The organism is Acidovorax sacchari (assembly GCF_042847045.1).
Taxonomy (GTDB): domain Bacteria; phylum Pseudomonadota; class Gammaproteobacteria; order Burkholderiales; family Burkholderiaceae_C; genus Paracidovorax; species Paracidovorax sacchari.
In genome coordinates this window covers 4063881-4082905 of the sequence record NZ_AP035783.1, presented here as the reverse complement: position 1 = coordinate 4082905, position 19025 = coordinate 4063881, and the positions used below count along the sequence as shown (strand labels likewise).

19 protein-coding genes and 1 tRNA gene are annotated in these 19025 nt (G+C 67.0%); 10 read left to right on the top strand and 10 right to left on the bottom strand.

Annotated features, from left to right (window positions below):
- The first annotated feature begins 68 nt into the window (after positions 1 to 68).
- Positions 69 to 677: a TetR/AcrR family transcriptional regulator gene (locus ACGHC0_RS18080; protein WP_415266371.1), complete on the top strand. Its 609-nt coding sequence runs from the start codon at positions 69 to 71 to the stop codon at positions 675 to 677.
- A gap of 10 nt (positions 678 to 687) precedes the next feature.
- On the opposite strand, the gene ACGHC0_RS18075 is transcribed toward ACGHC0_RS18080, so the two are convergent.
- A complete protein-coding gene (locus tag ACGHC0_RS18075; RefSeq protein WP_415266370.1) occupies positions 688 to 1311 on the bottom strand; it encodes a TetR/AcrR family transcriptional regulator in 624 nt (207 codons plus the stop codon).
- Positions 1312 to 1416: 105 nt separating this feature from the next.
- Between ACGHC0_RS18075 and ACGHC0_RS18070 the strand changes: the two genes are divergently transcribed.
- The gene (locus tag ACGHC0_RS18070; RefSeq protein WP_415266369.1) at positions 1417 to 2478 is read left to right on the top strand and encodes an MFS transporter; all 1062 of its coding nucleotides are present in this window, start codon (positions 1417 to 1419) and stop codon (positions 2476 to 2478) included.
- 70 nt (positions 2479 to 2548) lie between these two features.
- Here the strand turns inward: ACGHC0_RS18070 and ACGHC0_RS18065 are convergent, their stop codons facing one another.
- The 3 genes from ACGHC0_RS18065 to ACGHC0_RS18055 all read right to left on the bottom strand — a co-directional run bounded on the left by ACGHC0_RS18065 (position 2549) and on the right by ACGHC0_RS18055 (position 6186).
- Complete coding sequence (locus tag ACGHC0_RS18065; RefSeq protein ID WP_415266368.1) at positions 2549 to 3586, bottom strand: hypothetical protein; 1038 nt, start codon at positions 3584 to 3586, stop codon at positions 2549 to 2551.
- A gap of 301 nt (positions 3587 to 3887) precedes the next feature.
- Entirely contained in the window at positions 3888 to 5213 is a 1326-nt protein-coding gene (locus ACGHC0_RS18060; protein ID WP_415266367.1) for an aminotransferase class III-fold pyridoxal phosphate-dependent enzyme, read from the bottom strand.
- A 97-nt stretch (positions 5214 to 5310) separates the two neighbouring features.
- Positions 5311 to 6186 (bottom strand): GntR family transcriptional regulator, encoded by an 876-nt coding sequence (locus ACGHC0_RS18055; protein WP_368352283.1) that lies wholly within the window; start codon positions 6184 to 6186, stop codon positions 5311 to 5313.
- An 81-nt stretch (positions 6187 to 6267) separates the two neighbouring features.
- Here ACGHC0_RS18055 and ACGHC0_RS18050 point away from each other — a divergent pair, with 81 nt between their 5' ends.
- From ACGHC0_RS18050 to ACGHC0_RS18015, 8 genes are all read left to right on the top strand, one after another.
- Positions 6268 to 7428: a C45 family autoproteolytic acyltransferase/hydolase gene (locus tag ACGHC0_RS18050; protein ID WP_415266366.1), complete on the top strand. Its 1161-nt coding sequence runs from the start codon at positions 6268 to 6270 to the stop codon at positions 7426 to 7428.
- 43 nt (positions 7429 to 7471) lie between these two features.
- Entirely contained in the window at positions 7472 to 9043 is a 1572-nt protein-coding gene (locus ACGHC0_RS18045; RefSeq protein WP_415266365.1) for an ABC transporter substrate-binding protein, read from the top strand.
- 42 nt (positions 9044 to 9085) lie between these two features.
- Positions 9086 to 10042 (top strand): ABC transporter permease, encoded by a 957-nt coding sequence (locus ACGHC0_RS18040; RefSeq protein WP_368352280.1) that lies wholly within the window; start codon positions 9086 to 9088, stop codon positions 10040 to 10042.
- A gap of 14 nt (positions 10043 to 10056) precedes the next feature.
- A complete protein-coding gene (locus tag ACGHC0_RS18035; RefSeq protein ID WP_368352279.1) occupies positions 10057 to 10872 on the top strand; it encodes an ABC transporter permease in 816 nt (271 codons plus the stop codon).
- A 38-nt stretch (positions 10873 to 10910) separates the two neighbouring features.
- Positions 10911 to 12539, top strand: a complete 1629-nt coding sequence (locus tag ACGHC0_RS18030; protein ID WP_415266364.1) for a dipeptide ABC transporter ATP-binding protein — start codon at positions 10911 to 10913, stop codon at positions 12537 to 12539.
- A gap of 103 nt (positions 12540 to 12642) precedes the next feature.
- A complete protein-coding gene (locus ACGHC0_RS18025; RefSeq protein WP_415266363.1) occupies positions 12643 to 13032 on the top strand; it encodes an ester cyclase in 390 nt (129 codons plus the stop codon).
- Positions 13029 to 13955, top strand: a complete 927-nt coding sequence (locus ACGHC0_RS18020) for a DUF4113 domain-containing protein (protein WP_415266362.1) — start codon at positions 13029 to 13031, stop codon at positions 13953 to 13955. Before ACGHC0_RS18025 ends, ACGHC0_RS18020 begins: the two co-directional genes overlap by 4 nt.
- A gap of 20 nt (positions 13956 to 13975) precedes the next feature.
- Entirely contained in the window at positions 13976 to 14653 is a 678-nt protein-coding gene (locus tag ACGHC0_RS18015) for a hypothetical protein (RefSeq protein ID WP_415266361.1), read from the top strand.
- A 185-nt stretch (positions 14654 to 14838) separates the two neighbouring features.
- Here ACGHC0_RS18015 and ACGHC0_RS18010 read toward each other — a convergent pair whose 3' ends face one another.
- The 6 genes from ACGHC0_RS18010 to ACGHC0_RS17985 all read right to left on the bottom strand — a co-directional run bounded on the left by ACGHC0_RS18010 (position 14839) and on the right by ACGHC0_RS17985 (position 19024).
- Positions 14839 to 15813, bottom strand: a complete 975-nt coding sequence (locus ACGHC0_RS18010; protein WP_415266360.1) for a tyrosine-type recombinase/integrase — start codon at positions 15811 to 15813, stop codon at positions 14839 to 14841.
- Between the two features lie 344 nt (positions 15814 to 16157).
- Positions 16158 to 16245, bottom strand: a tRNA-Ser gene (locus ACGHC0_RS18005).
- A gap of 42 nt (positions 16246 to 16287) precedes the next feature.
- On the bottom strand, positions 16288 to 16989 hold the full coding sequence (gene ureG / locus ACGHC0_RS18000; RefSeq protein ID WP_415266359.1) for an urease accessory protein UreG: 702 nt from the start codon (positions 16987 to 16989) through the stop codon (positions 16288 to 16290).
- The gene (locus ACGHC0_RS17995) at positions 16986 to 17738 is read right to left on the bottom strand and encodes an urease accessory protein UreF (RefSeq protein ID WP_415268433.1); all 753 of its coding nucleotides are present in this window, start codon (positions 17736 to 17738) and stop codon (positions 16986 to 16988) included. The genes ureG and ACGHC0_RS17995 overlap by 4 nt, the downstream gene beginning before the upstream one ends.
- Positions 17739 to 17745: 7 nt before the next feature.
- On the bottom strand, positions 17746 to 18426 hold the full coding sequence (gene ureE, locus ACGHC0_RS17990; RefSeq protein WP_415266358.1) for an urease accessory protein UreE: 681 nt from the start codon (positions 18424 to 18426) through the stop codon (positions 17746 to 17748).
- Positions 18427 to 18523: 97 nt separating this feature from the next.
- Positions 18524 to 19024, bottom strand: coding sequence for a GNAT family N-acetyltransferase (locus tag ACGHC0_RS17985; protein WP_415266357.1), 501 nt, complete (start codon positions 19022 to 19024; stop codon positions 18524 to 18526).
- Between the last annotated feature and the right edge of the window lies 1 nt (position 19025).

Below are 19025 nucleotides of genomic sequence, written 5' to 3'. Positions count from 1 at the left end.
CATCCTCGTGTCGGGGTTAAGCTACCATTCGTATGTTATCGCTTTAAATTACTTTTGGTAGGTTATCGATGCCAGGCCATTCGACCACGCCGGACACGGGCCGTGCGATCAAGCGGCGCCTGCCCAAGGAGGCCCGGCAGCGCCAGCTGCTGGACGTCGCATGGTCCATCGTTCGCAGCGAAGGCAGCGATGCGCTCACGCTGGGCTTTCTGGCCGAGCGCGCGGGCGTGACCAAGCCCGTCGTCTATGACCATTTCGGGACGCGCAACGGTTTGCTGGCCGCGCTCTACGAGGAGTACGACGGCAGGCAACACGCACTGCTGGACGAGGCCCTCGCGGCCTGCGCCAGGACACTTCCCGCGGTCGCCCAGGTCATCGCCGCGAGCTACGTCGGCTGTGTCATGACCATGGGCCGGGAGATGCCGGGAGTGAGCGCGGCGCTGACGGGCTCACCGGAACTGGAGGCCCTGAAGAAGGAGCATGAAACCCTCTTCATGGACAAATGCCGCCGCGCGCTCGCGCCTTTCGCGAAGAAGCCCCTGAAGCCGGCCGCCATGCGCGCCATGCTGGGGGTGGCCGAAGCGGTGTCCTTCGCGGCGCTGGCGGGGGAGGTGGATCCCGTGGATGCAGAGAACGAGATCTACGACGCGATCGAGCGGATCACGCGCAGGGGTTGATGCAACGCCGTCACGAGGCCTCGGCGCGTTGAGCGGCCGCGTCCCAGACCTGCATGATGCCGGTCACCGCGCTGTCGAGGGCTGCCGGGGCCACGCCGTCCCGCGCCAGTGTGGACAGGCCGACCAGAAAGCTCCCGAACACCATCGCCAGCGCGCGCACGTCGGTACCGGCCGGCAGCTCGCCCGACTGCACCGCGCGCTCGATGCAGGCGGCGATACCCTTGCGGGTACGGGCGCGTGCCTTGGCCAGCAGTTCCTGCACGTGGGCATGTTCCGGCGAACAGACGGCGGCTGACAGAACCATCAGGCAACCCTTGGGGTGGCCGCGTTCGCTCTGCATCTTGGCGGAGCGGCGCAAGGTCAGCTCGATGGCCTGGCGTGCCGGAACGCTGTCGTCCCACAGGCTTTCCTCCACACGCCCGTGCGTGGCCAGGTAGCGCGCCACGACCTCCTTGAACAGCGCCTCCTTGGAGCCGAACGCCGCATAGAAGCTGGGGGCCGTGATGCCGCCGCCGATGCCGGCCTTGAGCTGGGCCAGCGAGGTGGATTCGTAGCCATGCTCCCAGAAGAGGTGCATGGCCTGCTGGATGGCCTCGTCACGGTCGAAGCTGCGGGGGCGGCCCATTTGCGCCATGGGGAACTCCTTGAGGGAATAGATAAATACTAGTCGATACAAAAGTCGTTGACAAGCGGTTCAAGGCCTCGATACATTTATACCAATCGATATGAAAGTAATGCGATGACCGAAACGACCCTTCCTCCCCGCAAGGGCGCCACGCGCCCCGCCGATGCCGAGCGACTGCCGCTCGCGGCCTTGCTGGCCCTGGCCATGACCGGCTTCATCTGCATCGTGACCGAGACCCTGCCGGCGGGCCTGTTGCCGCAGATCGGTGAAGGATTGGGCGTGTCCCAGTCGTTCGCGGGGCAGATGGTCACGGCCTATGCCCTGGGATCGCTGCTGGCGGCCATTCCCCTGACCATCGCGACACGCGGCTGGCGGCGTCGCAACGTGCTGCTGCTGACCATCGTGGGGTTCCTGGTCTTCAACTCCGTCACGGCACTGTCCGCGAACTACTGGCTGACGCTGGTATCCCGCTTTTTCGCCGGCACGGCGGCTGGGCTGGCCTGGAGCCTGCTGGCGGGCTACGCGCGCCGGATGGTCGAGCCGCACCAGCAGGGACGCGCCATGGCCATCGCCATGGTGGGAACGCCGGTCGCGCTCTCGCTCGGGGTCCCGCTGGGAACCTGGCTCGGGGCTGTCGCAGGCTGGCGGACGGCATTCGGCATCATGTCGCTGCTCACGTTGGCGCTGATCGTATGGGTGCAGGCGAAGGTGCCCGACTATCCGGGCCAGTCAGGCCGCGAACCGATGCCGCTGCGCCGGGTCTTCACCACCCCGGGCGTGCGCCCGGTGCTGGGCGTCGTGGTCGCATGGATGCTGGCCCACAACATCCTCTACACCTATGTGGCACCGTTCGTGGCGTCCGCCGGCCTGGCAGCCCGGGTGGACAAGGTCCTGCTGGTGTTCGGTCTCGCTGCCACGTTGCTGCAGACGGCTCTGGCCGATACCGCCGGCGACGGCGCCGATGTGGCGCTGTCGATGAACGTGGTGGCCTGGAATGGCGCGATTGCCGGTGGAGGCCTGCTGGGCGGCGTCCTATTGGAAACCCAAGGGGTGGCTTCGCTCCCCTGGGCTGTCCTGGCGTTGTTGTCGGCCGGATGGCTGGTGGCCTGGTCGGCCCGCTCGCGGGGGTTTCCCGCAGGGCATCGGTCATCCAACATGGCGGTGGCGGGCCACTGATGCGCCTGCGGTGGAATCCCGGCCGGCATGTGCTTCGGCCAGGGAGTCGCCCCCCGGGGCAGGCGTTGCCTCAATTCGGGAAGGCGACGCCGACCAGCGGACTGCGCAGGCTGGCCGCGTTGCGCGCCGACAGCGTGTAGGTGCTGCTGTCGTCGGTCGAGAGGTCGCTCACGAAGAAGAAGCCTTGCGCGGCACGCTGGTTCATCGCGGCCAGCTTCTGGTCCGCCGTCTGCTGCAGGCTGACCGCGCTCAGGTCGTATTCGACGGCGCCGCTCTGCGCCGAGCTCTTCTCGAAGACCTGCCCGATGGCGCCACCCTGCAGCGAGAACGCGCCCAGGTAGAACCCACCCTGCGCGCCCTGTTCGTTCAGCCGCTGGCGCAACGCGTCGCCGCTGGCCATGCCGCCGGAGCCGGACACGGGGATCACGGTGTAGGAATAGGTGGTGGCGCTGGAGTCCTTGGCGTAGAGGTTGAAGCTGTCCTGGCCCGCGCCGATCGGGCCGACCAGCCGGTAGCCCCGTGCGCCCTCGGCGTTCAACTGGGCCTGGAAGGCATCGCTGCCCAGGCTGCCGGAGATGGCCTGCCGCTCGTAGGAATAAGTGGCGCCGCGCGCCGCGTCGCGCACCGTGAGCAGGCTGATGCCCGGGCCGTCGCCGGACATGTAGGGCCCCTTGAAGGCGAAGCCGCGTGCGCCCTGCTGGTTGAGCTGGGCCACCAGCCCATCGCCCGAGTCGGCCTGCGCCACCGTTTCATAGGTCAGCCGCGAGCTGCTGTGCGCGGTGTCGGTCACATAGAAGTCGTTCTGCGCGCTGCCCGTCACCATGGCCGACAGGTAGGCATAGCCGCGCGAGCCCTGGTCGTTCATGGCGGCCAGCAGCGCAGCGCCGGAGGCTGCGGGCTGGGCGATGTACTGGCCGGTGACCAGGGGGGGAGGCGTGGTGCCGCCACCGCCATTGCCGCCCCCGCCGCCGTTTCCACCGCCGCCACCGTCCACGCCTCCGCCGCCGCCTCCAAAGACGTCTCCCCCGCCGCCTCCGCCTCCGCAGGCGGCCAGGCAGGCGGTCAGGGCAAGGGCCGCGGCGCGGCGGGTCATGGCAAGAGCATTCATGGAAATCCTTGGGTAGCTGAGTGAAGGGGGCGGCGGCAATCCGTCCTGTTGCATCGTTCGTTGCAACGCATCGGACCGCACGCTGGGTACAAAGGAAAATTATTTGCACCAGGGCCGAGCGGCACTCACCCCACCAGAGCATGGTTTTTGTTTCACGCTGTAGCCCGGCGGATTCATCGCGCGTCCTGCCGAAGGCCTGAAGACCCAACGCGCACGACTTTGCGAGTCCGTGGGTGCCTACACTCGCTGACACTTTCTGCGCGATGTCTGCGGCATGTCGTGCCATGTACCTGCATGGTGCTCAGGAGATGCTCTGCAGGGCCGTTCGGATGCTGCCGGCCATCTCGCCGATCTGCGCCTCGCTGATCACCAGCGGAGGCGAAAGCACCAGCGTATCGCCCGAGTTGCGCAACAGCACGCCGGCCTCGAAGCAGGCCAGGTGCACGGCCTGGCCGCGCGCGCCTGCGGCATCCGCACGCGGCGCCAGTTCCACGGCGCCCAGCAGGCCGATGTTGCGCACGTCCACCACGTGCGGGGCATCGCGCAGGCCATGCAACGCGGCCTGCCATGCCGGGGCGATGGCATGCACGCGCGCGGCCAGGCCCAGCTCTTCGTGCACGTCCAGCGTGGCCAGGCCGGCTGCGCAGGCCAGCGGGTGGGCCGAGTAGGTGTAGCCGTGGAACAGCTCGATTCCATTGGCCGACCCCTGCATGAAGGCCTCGTACACGCTGTTGCCCACGATCACCCCGCCCATGGGCACGGCCCCGTTGGTCATGCCCTTGGCGCAGGACATCAGGTCGGGCGTGACGCCGAAGGCCTGGGCCGCGAACGGCGCGCCCACGCGCGAGAAGCCGGTGATCACCTCGTCGAAGATCAGCAGGATGCCGTGCTGCGTGCACAGCTCGCGCAGGCGCTGCAGGTAACCCACGGGCGGCGGGTACACGCCGCCCGAGCCGGTGACGGGCTCGACGATCACCGCCGCGATGGTGGCCGGGTCGTGCACCACGAACAGCTGCTCCAGTGCATCGGCGTAGTGCGCGCCCGTGGCGGGCAGGCCGCGCGAGAAGCGGGCGTCGGCATCGTAGGGCAGGGGCAGGTGGGCGGTGTCGGGCAGCAGCGGGCCGAAATCGCGCTTGTGGCGCCCGAGGCCTGCCACCGAGAGGCCGCCGAATCCCATGCCGTGGTAGCCCTTGGCGCGGCCCACCAGCAGGGTGCGGCGCGCGTCGCCGCGCGCCTGGTGGTATGCGCGGGCGATTTTGAGCGCCGTGTCCACCGCCTCCGAACCCGAGTTGGTGAAGAAGACATGGTCCATGCCCTCGGGCGCCAGATCGGCAATGCGCCGGGCCAGCGTGAAGGCGGCCGGGTGGCTCATCTTGAACGACGACACGAAGTCCATGCGGCCCGCCGCCTCGCGGATCGCCTCGGTGATGCGCGGCTGCCCGTGGCCCGCATTGCAGCACCACAGGCCCGCCATGGCGTCCAGCACCTGGCGGCCGTCGCTGGCGGTGTAGTGCATGCCGTGTGCAGCGGTGAACAGCATGGGCTGCTGCTGGAACTGGCGCTGGGCGGTGAAGGGAAGCCAGAAGGCGGTGTCGTCGGGTGCGCAGGAGTGCGGGGCAGAGCTCATGGGGGCTTCCGGTAAAAGTTGCGATCCCCGTTATTATGTTTTTTGTTAAAACAAAAATCAATTCACAACGCGACACACGACATGGGGGTTCCCGCCCTCAGGTCTTTGCCGGTGGCCTCAGGCGGCTGGCCACGTCGAGGTGGCGCAGCATCAGCAAGGCAGCCAGTTCCTGGTCGCCGGCCTGCATGCGGTCCAGCATCTCCAGGTGCTCCCGGCAGTTCACCTCCATGCGCTCGCGGCCGTACTTCCAGTCGTAGTTGGACAGGCGGCGCAGCCGGTTCTGGCGCTGGATGTCCATGTGGAAGAAGCGGTTGCCCGAAGCGGCGGCAACCCCTTCGTGGAAGGCCGCATTCATCTCGAAGAAGGCGATGCTCGACGAGTCCTCCGTCAGATGGCGCAGGAACTCCTCGTGCTGGTGGCGCATGTCCTCCGCCCAGGCCTGCGGCAGCGCAAAGCCGGGCTCCCGGATGGCCGCGGGCTCGATCACCATGCGGTAGCGGTAGCTTTCATGGCGAACGCTGGCGTCCCAGGCCCCGGTGGAGAAGCGCCAGCCGTAGCCCAGCTTGGGCTCGATGGCGCCCAGGTCGGCCAGGCGTTCCAGTGCGTTGCGGATGGCGGGGCGCGCCAGGCCGTAGGCCTCCATCAGTTCCTTTTCCGACACGTACTCGCCCAGGTTGCCGCGCTGGCGGTCGAAGGCGATGCGGCGCAGCAACTGGTCGCTGTCTTCGGCCGGCTCGCGTGCGGCCGAGGGCAGGGGCGGCACGCGCAGCAGCTCCACGCCGCGGTGCGGCTTGCGCTCGGTGAAGCCCTGTTGCGCCAGGTGGTCGAGCGCGGCGCGCACGGGAGTGCGCGAGACGCCCAGGCGCTCGGCGAGCTGGTTCTCATTGAGCCGCGCGCCCACCGTCAGGCCGTCCTCGTGGATGAGGCGGCTGATGCGGTCTGCCAGCTCGAGATGCAGGGGGGTAGAAACCATGGTTGGAAAATATTGATGTTTTTTATTATACAAAATACAATTTGCTCATCGATCGCCCGATCGCTCACTCCACTCATCGCCATGGACCAGACCTTTCCCTGGGGCACCGACCAGCCCATTCCCTCCTGCCCCCTGATCGAGATCAGCGGCGCACCGCGCGAGCGGGGCCGCCAGTATGGCGAACAGGCCAAGGCCCGCATCCTGCGGGGCATCGCACATTACTCCTCCCAGCTCGAAGCCAGCAAACTCGGCTGGCCCGAGATCGGCACGCTGGTAAAGACCTTCGAGCCCACCATCGAGGCCTTCGAGGCGGCCTACCTCGATGAGATGCGTGGCATCGCCGAAGGCGCCGGGGTCTCGTATGAAGCCGTGGTGATGCTCAATGCCCGTACCGAGATCCTGAAGCTCGCCGACCGCCGCCGCAAGGGCCAGCCCGCGCAGATCGATCCCGATGGTTGCACCGGCGTGGTCGCCATGCCCGGGGCAACCGCCTCGGGACGCGTGATCCATGCCCAGAACTGGGACTGGAAGGCCGAGTGCGCCGAAACGGCCATCGTGCTGCGCGTGCTGCGCGAGGACGGCCCCGACATCCTGACCTTCACCGAGGCCGGTGGCCTGGCCCGTTCGGGCATGAATGCTGCGGGCATTTCCATCACCGCCAACTACCTGGAGTCCGACCGTGACTACCGCCAGCTCGGCGTCCCCCTCGCGTTGCTTCGCCGCAAGGCCCTGGAGCAGGTGCAACTGGCCCTGGCCATGCGCATCGTCTACTGCACACCCAAGTCGGCCTCCAACAACGTGATGGTCTCGCACGCGACCGGCGTTGCCATCGACTTCGAGTGCGCGCCCGACGAGACCTTCCAAATCCACCCCGAGCGTGGCGTCATCGTGCATGCCAACCACTTCCAGAGCCCTGTCGCGCTGGGCAAGGTCCGGGACATGGGCGTCGTGAACACCCCCGACTCGCTGTACCGCGACCTGCGCGTGCGCGCGCTGGTGGAGCCGCACATCGGCGCGCTGACGTGCGAGCACATCAAGGCCGCGCTGTTCGACGACTTCCAGTCGCCCTGGTCGGTGTGCCGCCCGCCGCGCCCCAACAGCAGCAGCAACCTGTCGGCCACCGTGGCCATGGTGGTGATGGAGCCCGCCCTGGGCGAGATGGAAGTGGCCATGCTGCCCGCGCTCAGCCGCAGCTTCCAGGCCTACAGCCTGGACCTGGAGCGTGAGCTGGCGCCGGCCTGACGCTGCCCCGTACCTGCCTGCCCCACGAAGAAAGGACCCCGAGATGACTGTCGCCCCCTCGCGCTGGCTGTCCAGCGGGCTGGCCTTGCTGGCCGGCCTGTGCTCCGTCGCCCAGGCCCAGCCGCAGCCCGACACGCTGCGCATCCGCCTGAACGCCGACATCCGCTCCACCGATCCCGGCATCAACCGCGACAACAATACCGACGCGGTGATGATGCACGTGGTCGAAGGCCTGGTGGCCTACCGCGAGGATGCCTCCGTGGCGCCGCTGCTGGCCCGGTCGGTCAGCACCTCGGCCGACGGCAAGACCTACACCTTCAAGCTGCGCCAGGGCGTCAAGTTCCACAACGGCGCGCCGCTGACGGCCGACGACGTCCTCTTCGCCTGGAACCGCTACATGGCACCGGCCAACAACTGGCGCTGCCTGGCCGAGTTCGACGGGCGCGGCCTGGCCAAGGTGGTCAAGGTGGAGGCGCCCGACGCGGCCACCGTGGTCTATACGCTGGACAAGCCCTCGGCCCTGTTCCTGGTCACGCTGGCGCGCGTGGACTGCGGTGGCACCGGCATCTACCACCGCAGTTCGCTCGACGCCGATGGCAAGTGGCGCGAGCCCGTGGCCACCGGTCCCTACAAGCTGGGCGAGTGGAAGCGCGGCCAGTACATCGAGCTCTTGCGCAACGACGCCTATGCCGCACTGCCCGGCCCGCGCGACGGCAACACCGGCGCCAGGATCGCCGAGACGCCCAAGGTGCGCTTCATCGTCATCCCCGATGCCTCGGCGGCCAAGGCCGCGCTGTTCTCGGGCGGTATCGACCTGAACTACGACATCAACGACGAGGACATGGCCGAGTACAAGGGTCGCAAGGACATCCTCATGGAAACCCAGGCCTCCATGAACGTGCAGGGCCTGCTGTTCCAGACGCGCGACCCGCTGCTCAAGGACGCGCGCATCCGCCGCGCCATTGCGCTGGCGTTGGACATGCCCGAGCTGGTGGCCACCGTCACCTCGGGCAATGCGCCGCCGAGCCGCTCGATCGTGCCCACGCCCAGTGCCTTCTACAAGCAGCCGCAGGCCGCGGTGCCCGCGCGCAACCTGGCGCAGTCCAGGAAGCTGCTGGCCGAGGCCGGCTACAAGGGTGAAACCATCAAGATCCTGGCCACCAAGCGCTACAACAGCGTCTTCAACATCGCCGTGCTGACCCAGGCCATGGTGCAGGAAGCCGGCATCAAGGCCGAGGTCGAGGTGCTCGACTGGGCCACGCTGCTGGATCGCTACAACAAGGGCAACTACCAGGCCATGGCGTTCACCTTCTCGGCACGGATGGACCCCGCCCTGTCGTACGAGATGGTCACGGGCCCCAAGGACAGGCAGCCGCGCAAGGTGTGGGACGACCCGCAGGCCTATGAACTGATCGCCAGGAGCATGGAAATCACCGACACGGCCCAGCGCCAGGCGCTGTTCGACAAGCTCGAAGCCCGCATGCGCGAAGACGTGCCCGCGGTCTTCATGTATTCGGCCGTGAACACCAGCGCTGCCCGTTCGTATGCCAAGGGCTACAAGGGCTGGGCACTGGGCACGCCGCGTGCATGGGGCGTGTCGCTGCGTGCGCCGTGATGGGCATGGCGTAGCTGAACCGTCGATCCAATGACAACCGCCATGGGTTCTTCCTTTCCTGCCTATCTGGGCCGGCGCCTGCTGTGGACGCTGCCCACCCTGTTCCTCGTGAGCCTGATGGTCTTCGTGCTCATGCGCCTGGTGCCGGGCGATCCGGCGCTGCTCATCCTGGGGGACAGCGCCACGCCCGGGCAACTGGCCGACCTGCATGCGCAGTTCGGTCTCGACCGGCCCATCCCCGTGCAGTTCACGCTCTGGCTCGGCCGGGTGCTGCAGGGCGACCTGGGCCATTCCATCACCAGCGGGGAGGCCGTGCTGCCGCTGCTGCTCGAGCGCTTCCAGGTGAGCGCTGCCATCGTGCTCGTGGCCGTGGCCCTGGCCGCGCTGCTGGCCGTGCCCGCGGGCCTGCTGGCCGCGTGGAAGCAGAACAGCGTGCTCGACACCATGGTGGTGGCCGCCGCCACCTTCTTCCTGTCCATGCCGAGCTTCTGGCTGGGATTGCTGCTGCTGCTCTTCGTCGGGCTCAAGCTCGGGCTGGTGCCGGTGGTGGGCTACGTGCCCTTCAGCGAGGACTGGCGCTCGGCACTCAGCTTCCTCATCCTGCCGACCATCACGCTGGCGCTGATCGAGCTGGGCATCCTCACCCGCATGGCGCGCGCCAGCGCCGTGGAGGTGCTGCGCCTGGAGTACGTGACGCATGCGCGTGCCAAGGGTCTGGCCGAGCGCCGCGTGCTGCTGCGCCATGTGCTGCCCAACGCCTTCGCTCCCACCTGGACCATGATCGGCCTGGTGCTGGGCAACCTGCTGGGCGGCATCGCCGTGCTGGAGACGGTGTTCACGCTGCCCGGCCTGGGCCGCCTGCTGGTGGATGCGATCTTCGCGCGCGACTACCCCGTCGTGCAGGGCTGCCTGCTGTTCATGGCCGCCATCTACGTGCTGGTCAACCTCGTGGTGGACCTGTGCTACCCCTTGTTCGATCCCCGGGTGTCCGCATCATGATGATCCAGCGCTTGATGAAACGCCTGCGCGCCAATGCCCTGGCCGGCGGCCTGCTGGTCGGCCTGGTCGGGGCCATGGCGCTGCTGTCCATTGTCTGGACGCCCTACAACCCCATGCGGGTGGCCTTGCGCCAGCGTCTGCAGCCACCCTCGGGCGCCTACCTGCTGGGTACCGACGAGTTCGGCCGCGACATCCTTTCGCGCCTGATGGCCGGAGCGGGCACCAGCCTGGTGGTGGCCGCGCTCACGGTGGCCCTGGCCCTGGTGCTGGGCGTGGTGATCGGCCTGGTGGCCGGCTACTTCCGCGGCTGGCTCGACCGGGTGCTGATGGTCTTCAACGATGCCCTACTGGCCTTTCCCGGCATTTTGCTGGCCTTGGGGGTGATGGTCATCGTGGGCGCCAACCAGTGGGGCATCATCGTCGCGCTGGGCCTGGCCTATGCGCCCACGGCGGTGCGCGTGGTGCGCGGCTCGGTACTCTCGCTGCGCGAGAAGGAGTACATCGAGGCCTCGGAGGTGATCGGCAACTCGGGCCTGCGCACGGTGTTCGCGCACATCCTGCCCAACTGCGTGGCGCCCCTGGTGGTGCTGGCCACGTCGATGTTCGGCTGGGTCATCCTGGCCGAGAGCGCGCTCAGCTTCCTGGGCCTGGGCGTTCCGCCGCCAGCGCCCACCTGGGGCAACATGCTGGCCTCGGGCCGGCCCTACATCGAGACCGCCGCCTGGCTGGGCATTGCGCCCGGCGCCTGCATCGCCATCACCCTGCTCGGCGTGAACCTGTTGGGCGATGCGCTGCGCGACTGGCTCGACCCGCGCATGGAGCACCACTGATGCGCCCCTCCATTCCTACCGCGGCGGAAAGAAACGACATGACGACGACCGAGAAGAACCCGCCGCCGCTGCTGTCCGTGCGCGAACTCACCGTGCACGGCCCGCTGGAGCGCCCGCTGCTCGATGCCGTCTCCTTCGATGTGCCTGCCGGCGGCGTGGTGGCCCTGGTGGGCGAATCGGGCAGCGGCAAGACCATGGCGGGGCGTGCCGTGCTCGGCCTGCTGCCGCCCCAGGTGCGCCAGAGCGGCGGCCGCGTGCTGCTCCAGGGCCGCGACGTGGGCACGCTGCCGGCCCGGTCGCTGCGTGCGCTGCGCGGCTGCGATGTGGGCATGGTGTTCCAGGAGCCCATGGTATCGCTCAACCCGGCCATGACCATTGCCGAGCAGTTGTTCGAGGGCCTGCGCCTGCACGAGAGGGTGACCACGGCCCAGGCACGCGAGCGCGCCATCGCCATGCTGCGCCGCGTGCAGATCGCCAATCCCGAGCGCTGCCTGGCCTCCTACCCGCACCAATTCTCGGGTGGCATGCGCCAGCGCATCATGCTGGCCTCGGTCATGCTGCTCAAGCCGCGCCTGCTGATCGCCGACGAGCCCACCACGGCGCTCGATTCGCTGAGCCAGCGCGAGGTCATGGAGATCATGGCCGAACTCACGCGCACCGAGGGCACGGCCGTGCTGCTCATCACGCACGACCTGGGGCTGGTGGCCCGCTATGCGCAGTCCGTGGTGGTGCTGGAAAAGGGCCGCCTTGTCGAGGCCGGCCCCGTGCGCAGCGTGCTCACCGCACCGCGCCAGGCCTACACGAAGAGCCTGATCGATGCTTTGCCCCAGCGCAGCGCCCCGCGCCCTGCGCGGCCGGCGCAGGCGCCGCTGATCGAGGCGAAGGATGTGCAGGTGAGCTTTCCGGGCACTCGCCAGGGCTGGCTGTCCAAGTCCGTGCCCCAGCTGGCGGTGCGCGGGGTGTCGCTGGCCATCCAGCCGGGCGAGGTGGTGGCGGTGGTGGGCGGATCGGGCTCGGGCAAGACCACGCTGGGCCGCGCGATGATCGGCCTGCTGCCCATCGCGGGCGGCGAAGTGTACTTTCGTGGCACGCCGCCGGGCGGGGCCCCTGCCGCGGGCCGGCGCGAATTCCGCCTGGCCTGCCAGCTGGTGTTCCAGGACCCGTATTCTTCGCTGGATCCACGGCAGCGCGTGCGCGACATCGTGGCCGAGCCGCTGCGCCACGGCCCGCCGCTCACGCGCGACGCGCTGCAGGCCACGGTGGATGCCATGCTGGCCGAGGTGGGCCTGGCGGGTTTTGGCGAGCGCTTTCCGCATGCGCTCTCGGGCGGCCAGCGCCAGCGCGTGGCGATCGCGCGCGCCTTGGTGCGCAAGCCCGCCTTCGTGGTGGCCGACGAGCCTGTGTCGGCCCTGGACATGACCATCCAGAAGCAGGTGCTGGAGCTTTTCAGGCGCCTGCAGGCCGAGCGCGGCTTCGGCTGCCTTTTCATCTCGCACAACCTGGCCGTGGTGTCCGAGATCGCCGACCGCATCGTCGTGATGGCGAACGGCCGCATCATCGAAGAAGGCAGCGTGGCCGACATCTTCGACCGGCCGCAGCAGCCCTACACGCGCGCACTGCTGGAGGCGGCGACGACCAGCGATTTGCTGGCAGAGTTGAGGATGTAGAGGCGTTTGCCCGACTCATCTTGACTTGAGCCGGTCGGAACGCCATGCGATCCGGTGCGAAGATGGATCGGTGGGATGAACGGGAACGCTGTGGAGAACGCAATTGCAGGCGATCAGCATCAAAGACTTCTACCTCGCATACATCGCCTGCCTCAACGCGCAGGACTGGTCCCGGCTGGGCGACTTCGTTCACGCCGACGTGCACCACAACAACCGCCCGCTCGGCCTGGCGGGCTATCGGGCGATGCTGGAAAACGACTTCGCCACGATTCCTGACCTTCGCTACGCAGTGGAGTTGCTGGTCGGCGATGAGAACTGCGTGGGGAGCCGGCTGGGATTCAACTGCTCGCCGCGAGGCGCGTTCCTGGGCCTGCCGGTGAACGGCAGGAGGGTCGTGTTTTCGGAGAACGTGTTCTACGAACTTCGCGACGGCAAGATCGCGCGGGTCTGGTCCGTCATCGACAAGTTGGCGATTGAAGCGCAGCTTGCATGAGCTGGAGTGATGCCCGGGCTGTAGCTTGTGCCGAGCACGGTCGCATCCGCGGTGGCGTGCCGAAGACGAGAAACCACGTCGTGCGAAGGCGAACGTATGCCGGGCAGCTCCCCAGCGAGCTGGCGCAGGTGTGCAACCTCGCCACCTTGTCCCCGGCAGGGCTGGAAAACGTGCTGCGCGGAACAGCGGTGACCGAGGTGTGGGGGGTGGGCCGCAAAATAGGCGCCCAGCTGATCGAGGCCGGCGTGCACACCGTGTGGGACTTGACCCAGATGGACCCGGCCCTGGCCCGGCGTCGCTGGAATTTGGTGCTCGCGCGCACCGTGCGAGAGCTGCAAGGCTTTTCGTGCATCCAGCTGGAAGACGTGCCCCCGCCGAAACAGCAGATCGCGTGCACGCGGTCATTCGGCCGACCTATCACCGACCTGCCGCCACTGATCGAGGCTGTGAGCGAGTACGCCACACGTGCCGCGGAAAAGCTGCGCGAGGAACACAGCTTGGCTGGGCAGTTGCTGGTCTTTGCGCACACGTCGCTGCACCGCGAAGGCCCCAGGTTTTCACGCTCGCTGATGGTGCCGCTGCGCCGGCCGACCGCCGACACCGGCCAGTTGGTTGGCGCTGCCGTAGAGGGCATCCGCCGTATTTACAAGCCGGGCTACCTGCTCATCAAGGCCGGCGTGATGCTGCTGGATCTCCAGCCCGCCACCATTCACCAGTGCGAGTTGCAGATGGAGGATGAGCCAGCGCGCGACAGAACGCGCCTAATGTGCGCGCTGGACGCGATCAATGGGCGGTATGGCAAAGGCACGCTGCACATGGGCGCTACGGGCTTGGCGGACGAGCGGCGCGAGTGGGTGATGCAGGAACGCTGGACGCCGCGATACACCACTAGACTGGAAGAGTTGCCGTTGGCTCGGGCTTAACCCTGGGAGGCCTTGGCACCGTGGAAAAGATGCTCCGGCATAGCCCAGCTTCTGTCGCAAATTTTTGCGGTTTTAATTTGATTGTCGCTTTAAGGAGATTAACGATGTATTGGGAAAAAACTGTCGAATATTTTTTCTTGTGTCATTGCATACAGTCGAAATTAGTTGATTTCGCTTCTCCGTTGTCGGGGAAGCACGAGCGAGGCGCTGGAGACGCGATTTTTGGTAATTGCTCGAATTTGCTTCTGATTGAGTTCAAGGCTGACGATAAGAGCCTGGATACTGAAGAAGAAAAATTTGATGATTATAAAACTGCCAAGAAGCTCTTGGCAAATTCAGATTTGCATCACTTCTTCGTGTATGGAACGAAAGACGATCGGGGTTTTAAAGTTGCAGCAACGAGATATTTCTCTCGGCACGCTGTGCATTTGGATAATTGTCTACCCACGGGATTGCCCAAAGACCCATTCGACAAGTATCTTCTTCAGTTTCTTGCACTAAGGAAGCGGGATGGACGAAGCGGTGGCAAGGCGATCATTTCCGACTTCGCCAACGTAATTGGTTTAAACAGTAATGGCTGTATCGTTCAAGCATGCACTTTGGCTGAATATAGCGCCCAGGTCTTCCCTACCTTGGTAAAAGATTTGACTCATGAGACCGACGCCACTCCATCAGTTACTCCCAAGAGAAAGCCGTAAAAGGCTAGCTCCGTGCACGCGGAACTCTGAGCAGGGCTGTTGGGCGGCTAATGCAGTTAGCACCTAGTTGACTCGGCAGCACTTGCATTGGACGGACTGAATGAAGGGCCAATCAACAGCGTTACGTTACTTCACTGACGTGGCATATGCAGCCCACTCCTGCATGATGGCAGCCCGTTTTTCCATCATGTCGCCGAGCCGGTAGGCCGCTTCCGTTTTGGTGTCGATGCTGTGTGCAAGACACAGCTCCACCGCGTCGCGTGGGTGGTTCGTCGTATCCCCTGCCCAGTCCCTGAAAGTCGAGCGGAAGCCATGCGGCACGGGTCCAGCTTGTGGCGCCGCATGAGCGTGGTCAGCGCCATGTCGGAGAGCGCACCTGCGCGGTTCGACGGGAAGACGTGATGCACCAGCGCATGGCGCGGCTGTGCTTTCAACAGCGCGACTGCCTGCCGCGAGAGCGGAACGCGGTGTTCCTTCTTCGCCTTCATCCGCTCGGCCGGCACGGTCCACAGCGCCGCATCCAAGTCCACATCGTCCCACACCATGCCGCGCACCTCGCCAGAACGGGCAGCTGTCAGGATCAGAAATTGAAGTGCGCGCGCGCTCTGCCCATCAAGCGAGGACAGCAGGAGATAGACCCCCGGCAGCTCGGCGAAGGGCACCGCGGCGTGGTGCTTCACCGGCGCCACCTTATTCGGGTCGGCCAGGATGTGTTCCAACTGCCCACGCCACCGTGCCGGATTCGTGCCAAAGCGATGACCGTGCGCGGTTGCCCAATCGAGGATCTGTTCGACGCGCCCGCGCAGGCGCGTGGCTGTTTCGGTCTTTGTCTTCCAGATCGGTGACAGTGCGCGGAGCACCATGGATTGATCAACCTCTGAGACAGGCATGCTTCCGAACTTGGGCGACACGTAGGTTGCAAGCGTGTTGCGCCACTGCTGCGCGTGCTTAGTGCTGCGCCAGGTCGTCTCATGCTCCTGGATAAATGCTTCGGCCGCTTTGTCGAACTCCAGTTTCTGAGCATCCGCCAGCCGCGCAGCCTCACGGGCAGCGGCGTGCGCTGCCAGTGGGTCGGTGCCAGCATCCCGAAGTCCGATGGCGTTGCGTGCGGCTTCCCGGGCGGCCGATAGGGACACGCGTGGGTAACTGCCCAAGCTCATGCGGCGGCGCGTCCCGCGAAACAGTACCGAAGGACCCACATGCGCGTGCCGCCTTCAACGCGCAGATTCAGGCCGGTCGCCCCACCTACCGCGTGCGAGCCCTCGACCCGAAGACGGGACACCTCAAGAGCGGTCATTTCAAGAATGCGCTTGGGCATATCCGAATTTGTAGGCCATCAAGTAGGCCAAAAAAGTTTGAATTAAGGATGGACAGCTTGTGATGGGCTGCTGATTGGGTGCTGTATATAACAACAGCAAACGCAGCGTAACACGATGATCTATAAGGTCAATGCCGTAGCATGGACGAAAAAAAGCGCCCGTTGAGGGCGCTGTTTTTGCTGATCTGGCGGAGACTGTGAGATTCGAACTCACGGACGGTTGCCCGTCGGCAGTTTTCAAGACTGCTGGTTTAAACCGCTCACCCAAGTCTCCGCAGGCTGCAGGGTTCGCATTCTAGCCGCGTGGGGCAGTCCCTCAATCTCGCCCCGCCCGCAGCAACCCCTTCTTCTCGATGAACTCGATCACCTGATCCAGCCCCTGCTGGGTCTTGAGGTTGGTCATCACGAACGGCTTGAGTCCCTGGGCGGTGGTGCGCATGCGGCGCGTGTCGGCCTCCATCACGTCCAGGTTCGCGCCCACGTGCGGTGCCAGGTCGGTCTTGTTGATGACGAAGAGGTCGCTCTTGGTGATGCCGGGGCCGCCCTTGCGGGGGATCTTCTCGCCGGCGGCGACGTCGATGACGTAGATGGTGAGGTCGCTCAGCTCGGGGCTGAAGGTGGCGGCCAGGTTGTCGCCGCCGCTTTCGACGAAGACGATGTCGGCATCGGGGTACTGGGCCAGCATGCGGTCGATGGCCTCGAGGTTGATGGAGCAGTCCTCGCGGATGGCGGTGTGGGGGCAGCCGCCGGTTTCCACGCCCATGATGCGTTCGGCGGGCAGGGCGCCGCTGACGGTGAGCAGGCGCTGGTCTTCCTTGGTGTAGATGTCGTTGGTGATGGCGACCAGGTCGTATTGGTCGCGCATGGCCTTGCAGAGCATCTCCAGGATGGTGGTCTTGCCGGAGCCGACGGGACCGCCGATGCCCACGCGCAGCGGGGGCAGGGGCTTGGTGCGGTTCGGGACGTGGTGCAGGGGCGAGGAGGTGGTCGTGTTCGTGTTCATGGTCATGGCAGTCATGAGCGGAAAAGGCGGGAATACTGCGTTTCGTGGCGTGCCGAGAGCACGGCCAGCATGGGGGAGAAGGCCTGGCGCTGCGCGTCGCCCAGTTGCATGGCATGGGCCACGGCGCCGGGGATGGCGGCGGCGAGCCGCGCGAGGATGCGCTGTCCGGCGCTCTGGCCCAGGGGCACGGCCTTGATGGCGGCCTGGACCATGTTCTCGGCCCAGCCGAAGGCGCAGGCGAGCAGCACGTCTTCGGCGCGCGCCTCGGTGCGCGCGGCGGCGAGGGCAAAGGCCACGGGGTAGGTGGGCGGCAGGGCGGCGAGGCGGGCGACGTCGGCCAGGGCCTCCGCATCGCCTGCGTGCTGGTTGCGCAGCCAGTCGGCGAGGGAGCGGCCCATCTGCTCGGTCTGCAGGCGCAGCTCGCTGGTTTCTCGGGTGTGCAGCACCCAGTCGTTGAGGGCGCGCACGCGCTCCGCGTCGCCCGTGCGCCAGGCGGCGAGGGCCTGGTGGACGACGGCGAGGTCGCCGCGGGCCTGGGTGAGCATCAGCTGTTCCTGCAGCCAGGCGGCGGCCGTGGCTTCGGTGGTGACGCCCGCGCATTCGACGGCGATCTCCAGGCCTTCGGAGTACGAGAAACCGCCCACGGGCAGGGCGGGTGATGCGAGCCAGATGAGCTGCAGCAGGCTGGCGGCGGGCAGGCCTTGCGGCGCCGGTGCCGGACCGTGCGCCGCAAGACCGGCGGAAGCGTCGAGCGCGGGCGCCATGCGCGCTTCAGCGGGCGAGGGAATGCGGATGGGCGTGGCCATGGTCCTGGCCGTGATCGTGGTGGTGGCCGCAGTCGTGATCGTGGTCATGGTCGTGATCGCAGCCCTCGGCTTCGTGGCCGTGGTCATGGCCTGGTGCATGCGTGCCGTGGCCGTGGCTGTGCGCGTGGCCATGCCCATGGTCGTGGCCGTGATCGTGTCCGTGCGCATGGCCATGTCCGTGACCGTGCCCGCCTGCCGCATACGCGCCGCCTTCGGGCTCGAAGGGGGCCTGCTGCTCGGTGACGATGAGGTGCATGGCGCGCAGCATGTCGGCGAGCACGTGGTCGGGTTCGATCTGCAGGTGGTCCGGGCGCAGTTCGATCGGCACGTGGCGGTTGCCGAGGTGGTAGGCGGCGCGGATGAGGTCGAAGGGCGTTCCGTGCTGCGTGCAGTGGGTGATGCGCAGCACGGCCTGGGGCGCGGCGAGCACGCGGACCATGCTGCCGTCCTCGGCCACGAGCACGTCGCCGCCGCGCACGACGGTGCCGCGGGGCAGGAAGACGCCCAGTTCGCGCCCGGTGGAGTCGGTGGCGGCGAAGCGGCTTTTCTGGCGCACGTCCCAGTCGAGTTCGACGGTGGCGGCGCGCTTGAGCAGGACGGGGGCGAGGCCGTGGCCCTGGGGAAGGAGTTTGTTGGCGGTCAGCATGTCGGGGTCCTGGGCGGCGAAAACGCCATTCTGCGGCTTCGCGCCCCTGTCCGGACGCCTGGGGCCGGCCGGCGGGCGCCTGGCGGATGCGTGTTCGTCAGAGCGCGCGTGTCATGAAGTGGCTGGCCGGGTCGGGGCCGTAGCTGCCGAACGGCGCGCAGTCTTCGAAGCCGTGGCGTGCGTACAGCGCGCGGGCCGGTGCGAAGAAGGGCTGGCTGCCCGTCTCCAGGCTGATGCGCGCGTGGCCGGCGGCGCGGGCTTCGGCAAGGGCGTGGGCCAGCATGCGGGCGGCGATGCCCTGGCCGCGCAGGGCGGCGGCCGTGCGCATCGACTTGAGTTCCGCATGGCCGGCGTCCAGCCGCTTGAGCGCGACGGTGCCGACCAGATGGTCGCCGTCCGGCGTGTCCAGCCAGGCGCTCCAGAAGCGGATCTCCGGGCGGCGCAGGCCGTCCAGGTCGAGCGCGTGCACGCTCTCGGGGGGCGAGACGCGGCGCATGTCGGCCAGGTGCTCCTGCAGGAAGGCTGCGATGCGCGGATCGCTCAGGTCGTCCAGGCGGATGCGCAGGGCGGCCACGGCCGCGTCGGGGCGTGCGTCCATC

Excerpts from the sequence above, each read along its gene's own strand:
- ACGHC0_RS18080 (WP_415266371.1), top strand. The coding sequence starts at position 69 with ATGCCAGGCCATTCGACCACGCCGGACACGGGCCGTGCGATCAAGCGG.
- ACGHC0_RS18075 (WP_415266370.1), bottom strand. The coding sequence starts at position 1,311 with ATGGCGCAAATGGGCCGCCCCCGCAGCTTCGACCGTGACGAGGCCATC.
- ACGHC0_RS18070 (WP_415266369.1), top strand. The coding sequence starts at position 1,417 with ATGACCGAAACGACCCTTCCTCCCCGCAAGGGCGCCACGCGCCCCGCC.
- ACGHC0_RS18065 (WP_415266368.1), bottom strand. The coding sequence starts at position 3,586 with ATGAATGCTCTTGCCATGACCCGCCGCGCCGCGGCCCTTGCCCTGACC.
- ACGHC0_RS18060 (WP_415266367.1), bottom strand. The coding sequence starts at position 5,213 with ATGAGCTCTGCCCCGCACTCCTGCGCACCCGACGACACCGCCTTCTGG.
- ACGHC0_RS18055 (WP_368352283.1), bottom strand. The coding sequence starts at position 6,186 with ATGGTTTCTACCCCCCTGCATCTCGAGCTGGCAGACCGCATCAGCCGC.
- ACGHC0_RS18050 (WP_415266366.1), top strand. The coding sequence starts at position 6,268 with ATGGACCAGACCTTTCCCTGGGGCACCGACCAGCCCATTCCCTCCTGC.
- ACGHC0_RS18045 (WP_415266365.1), top strand. The coding sequence starts at position 7,472 with ATGACTGTCGCCCCCTCGCGCTGGCTGTCCAGCGGGCTGGCCTTGCTG.
- ACGHC0_RS18040 (WP_368352280.1), top strand. The coding sequence starts at position 9,086 with ATGGGTTCTTCCTTTCCTGCCTATCTGGGCCGGCGCCTGCTGTGGACG.
- ACGHC0_RS18035 (WP_368352279.1), top strand. The coding sequence starts at position 10,057 with ATGAAACGCCTGCGCGCCAATGCCCTGGCCGGCGGCCTGCTGGTCGGC.
- ACGHC0_RS18030 (WP_415266364.1), top strand. The coding sequence starts at position 10,911 with ATGACGACGACCGAGAAGAACCCGCCGCCGCTGCTGTCCGTGCGCGAA.
- ACGHC0_RS18020 (WP_415266362.1), top strand. The coding sequence starts at position 13,029 with ATGAGCTGGAGTGATGCCCGGGCTGTAGCTTGTGCCGAGCACGGTCGC.
- ACGHC0_RS18010 (WP_415266360.1), bottom strand. The coding sequence starts at position 15,813 with ATGAGCTTGGGCAGTTACCCACGCGTGTCCCTATCGGCCGCCCGGGAA.
- ureG (WP_415266359.1), bottom strand. The coding sequence starts at position 16,989 with ATGACTGCCATGACCATGAACACGAACACGACCACCTCCTCGCCCCTG.
- ACGHC0_RS17995 (WP_415268433.1), bottom strand. The coding sequence starts at position 17,738 with ATGGCGCCCGCGCTCGACGCTTCCGCCGGTCTTGCGGCGCACGGTCCG.
- ureE (WP_415266358.1), bottom strand. The coding sequence starts at position 18,426 with ATGCTGACCGCCAACAAACTCCTTCCCCAGGGCCACGGCCTCGCCCCC.
- ACGHC0_RS17985 (WP_415266357.1), bottom strand. The coding sequence starts at position 19,024 with ATGGACGCACGCCCCGACGCGGCCGTGGCCGCCCTGCGCATCCGCCTG.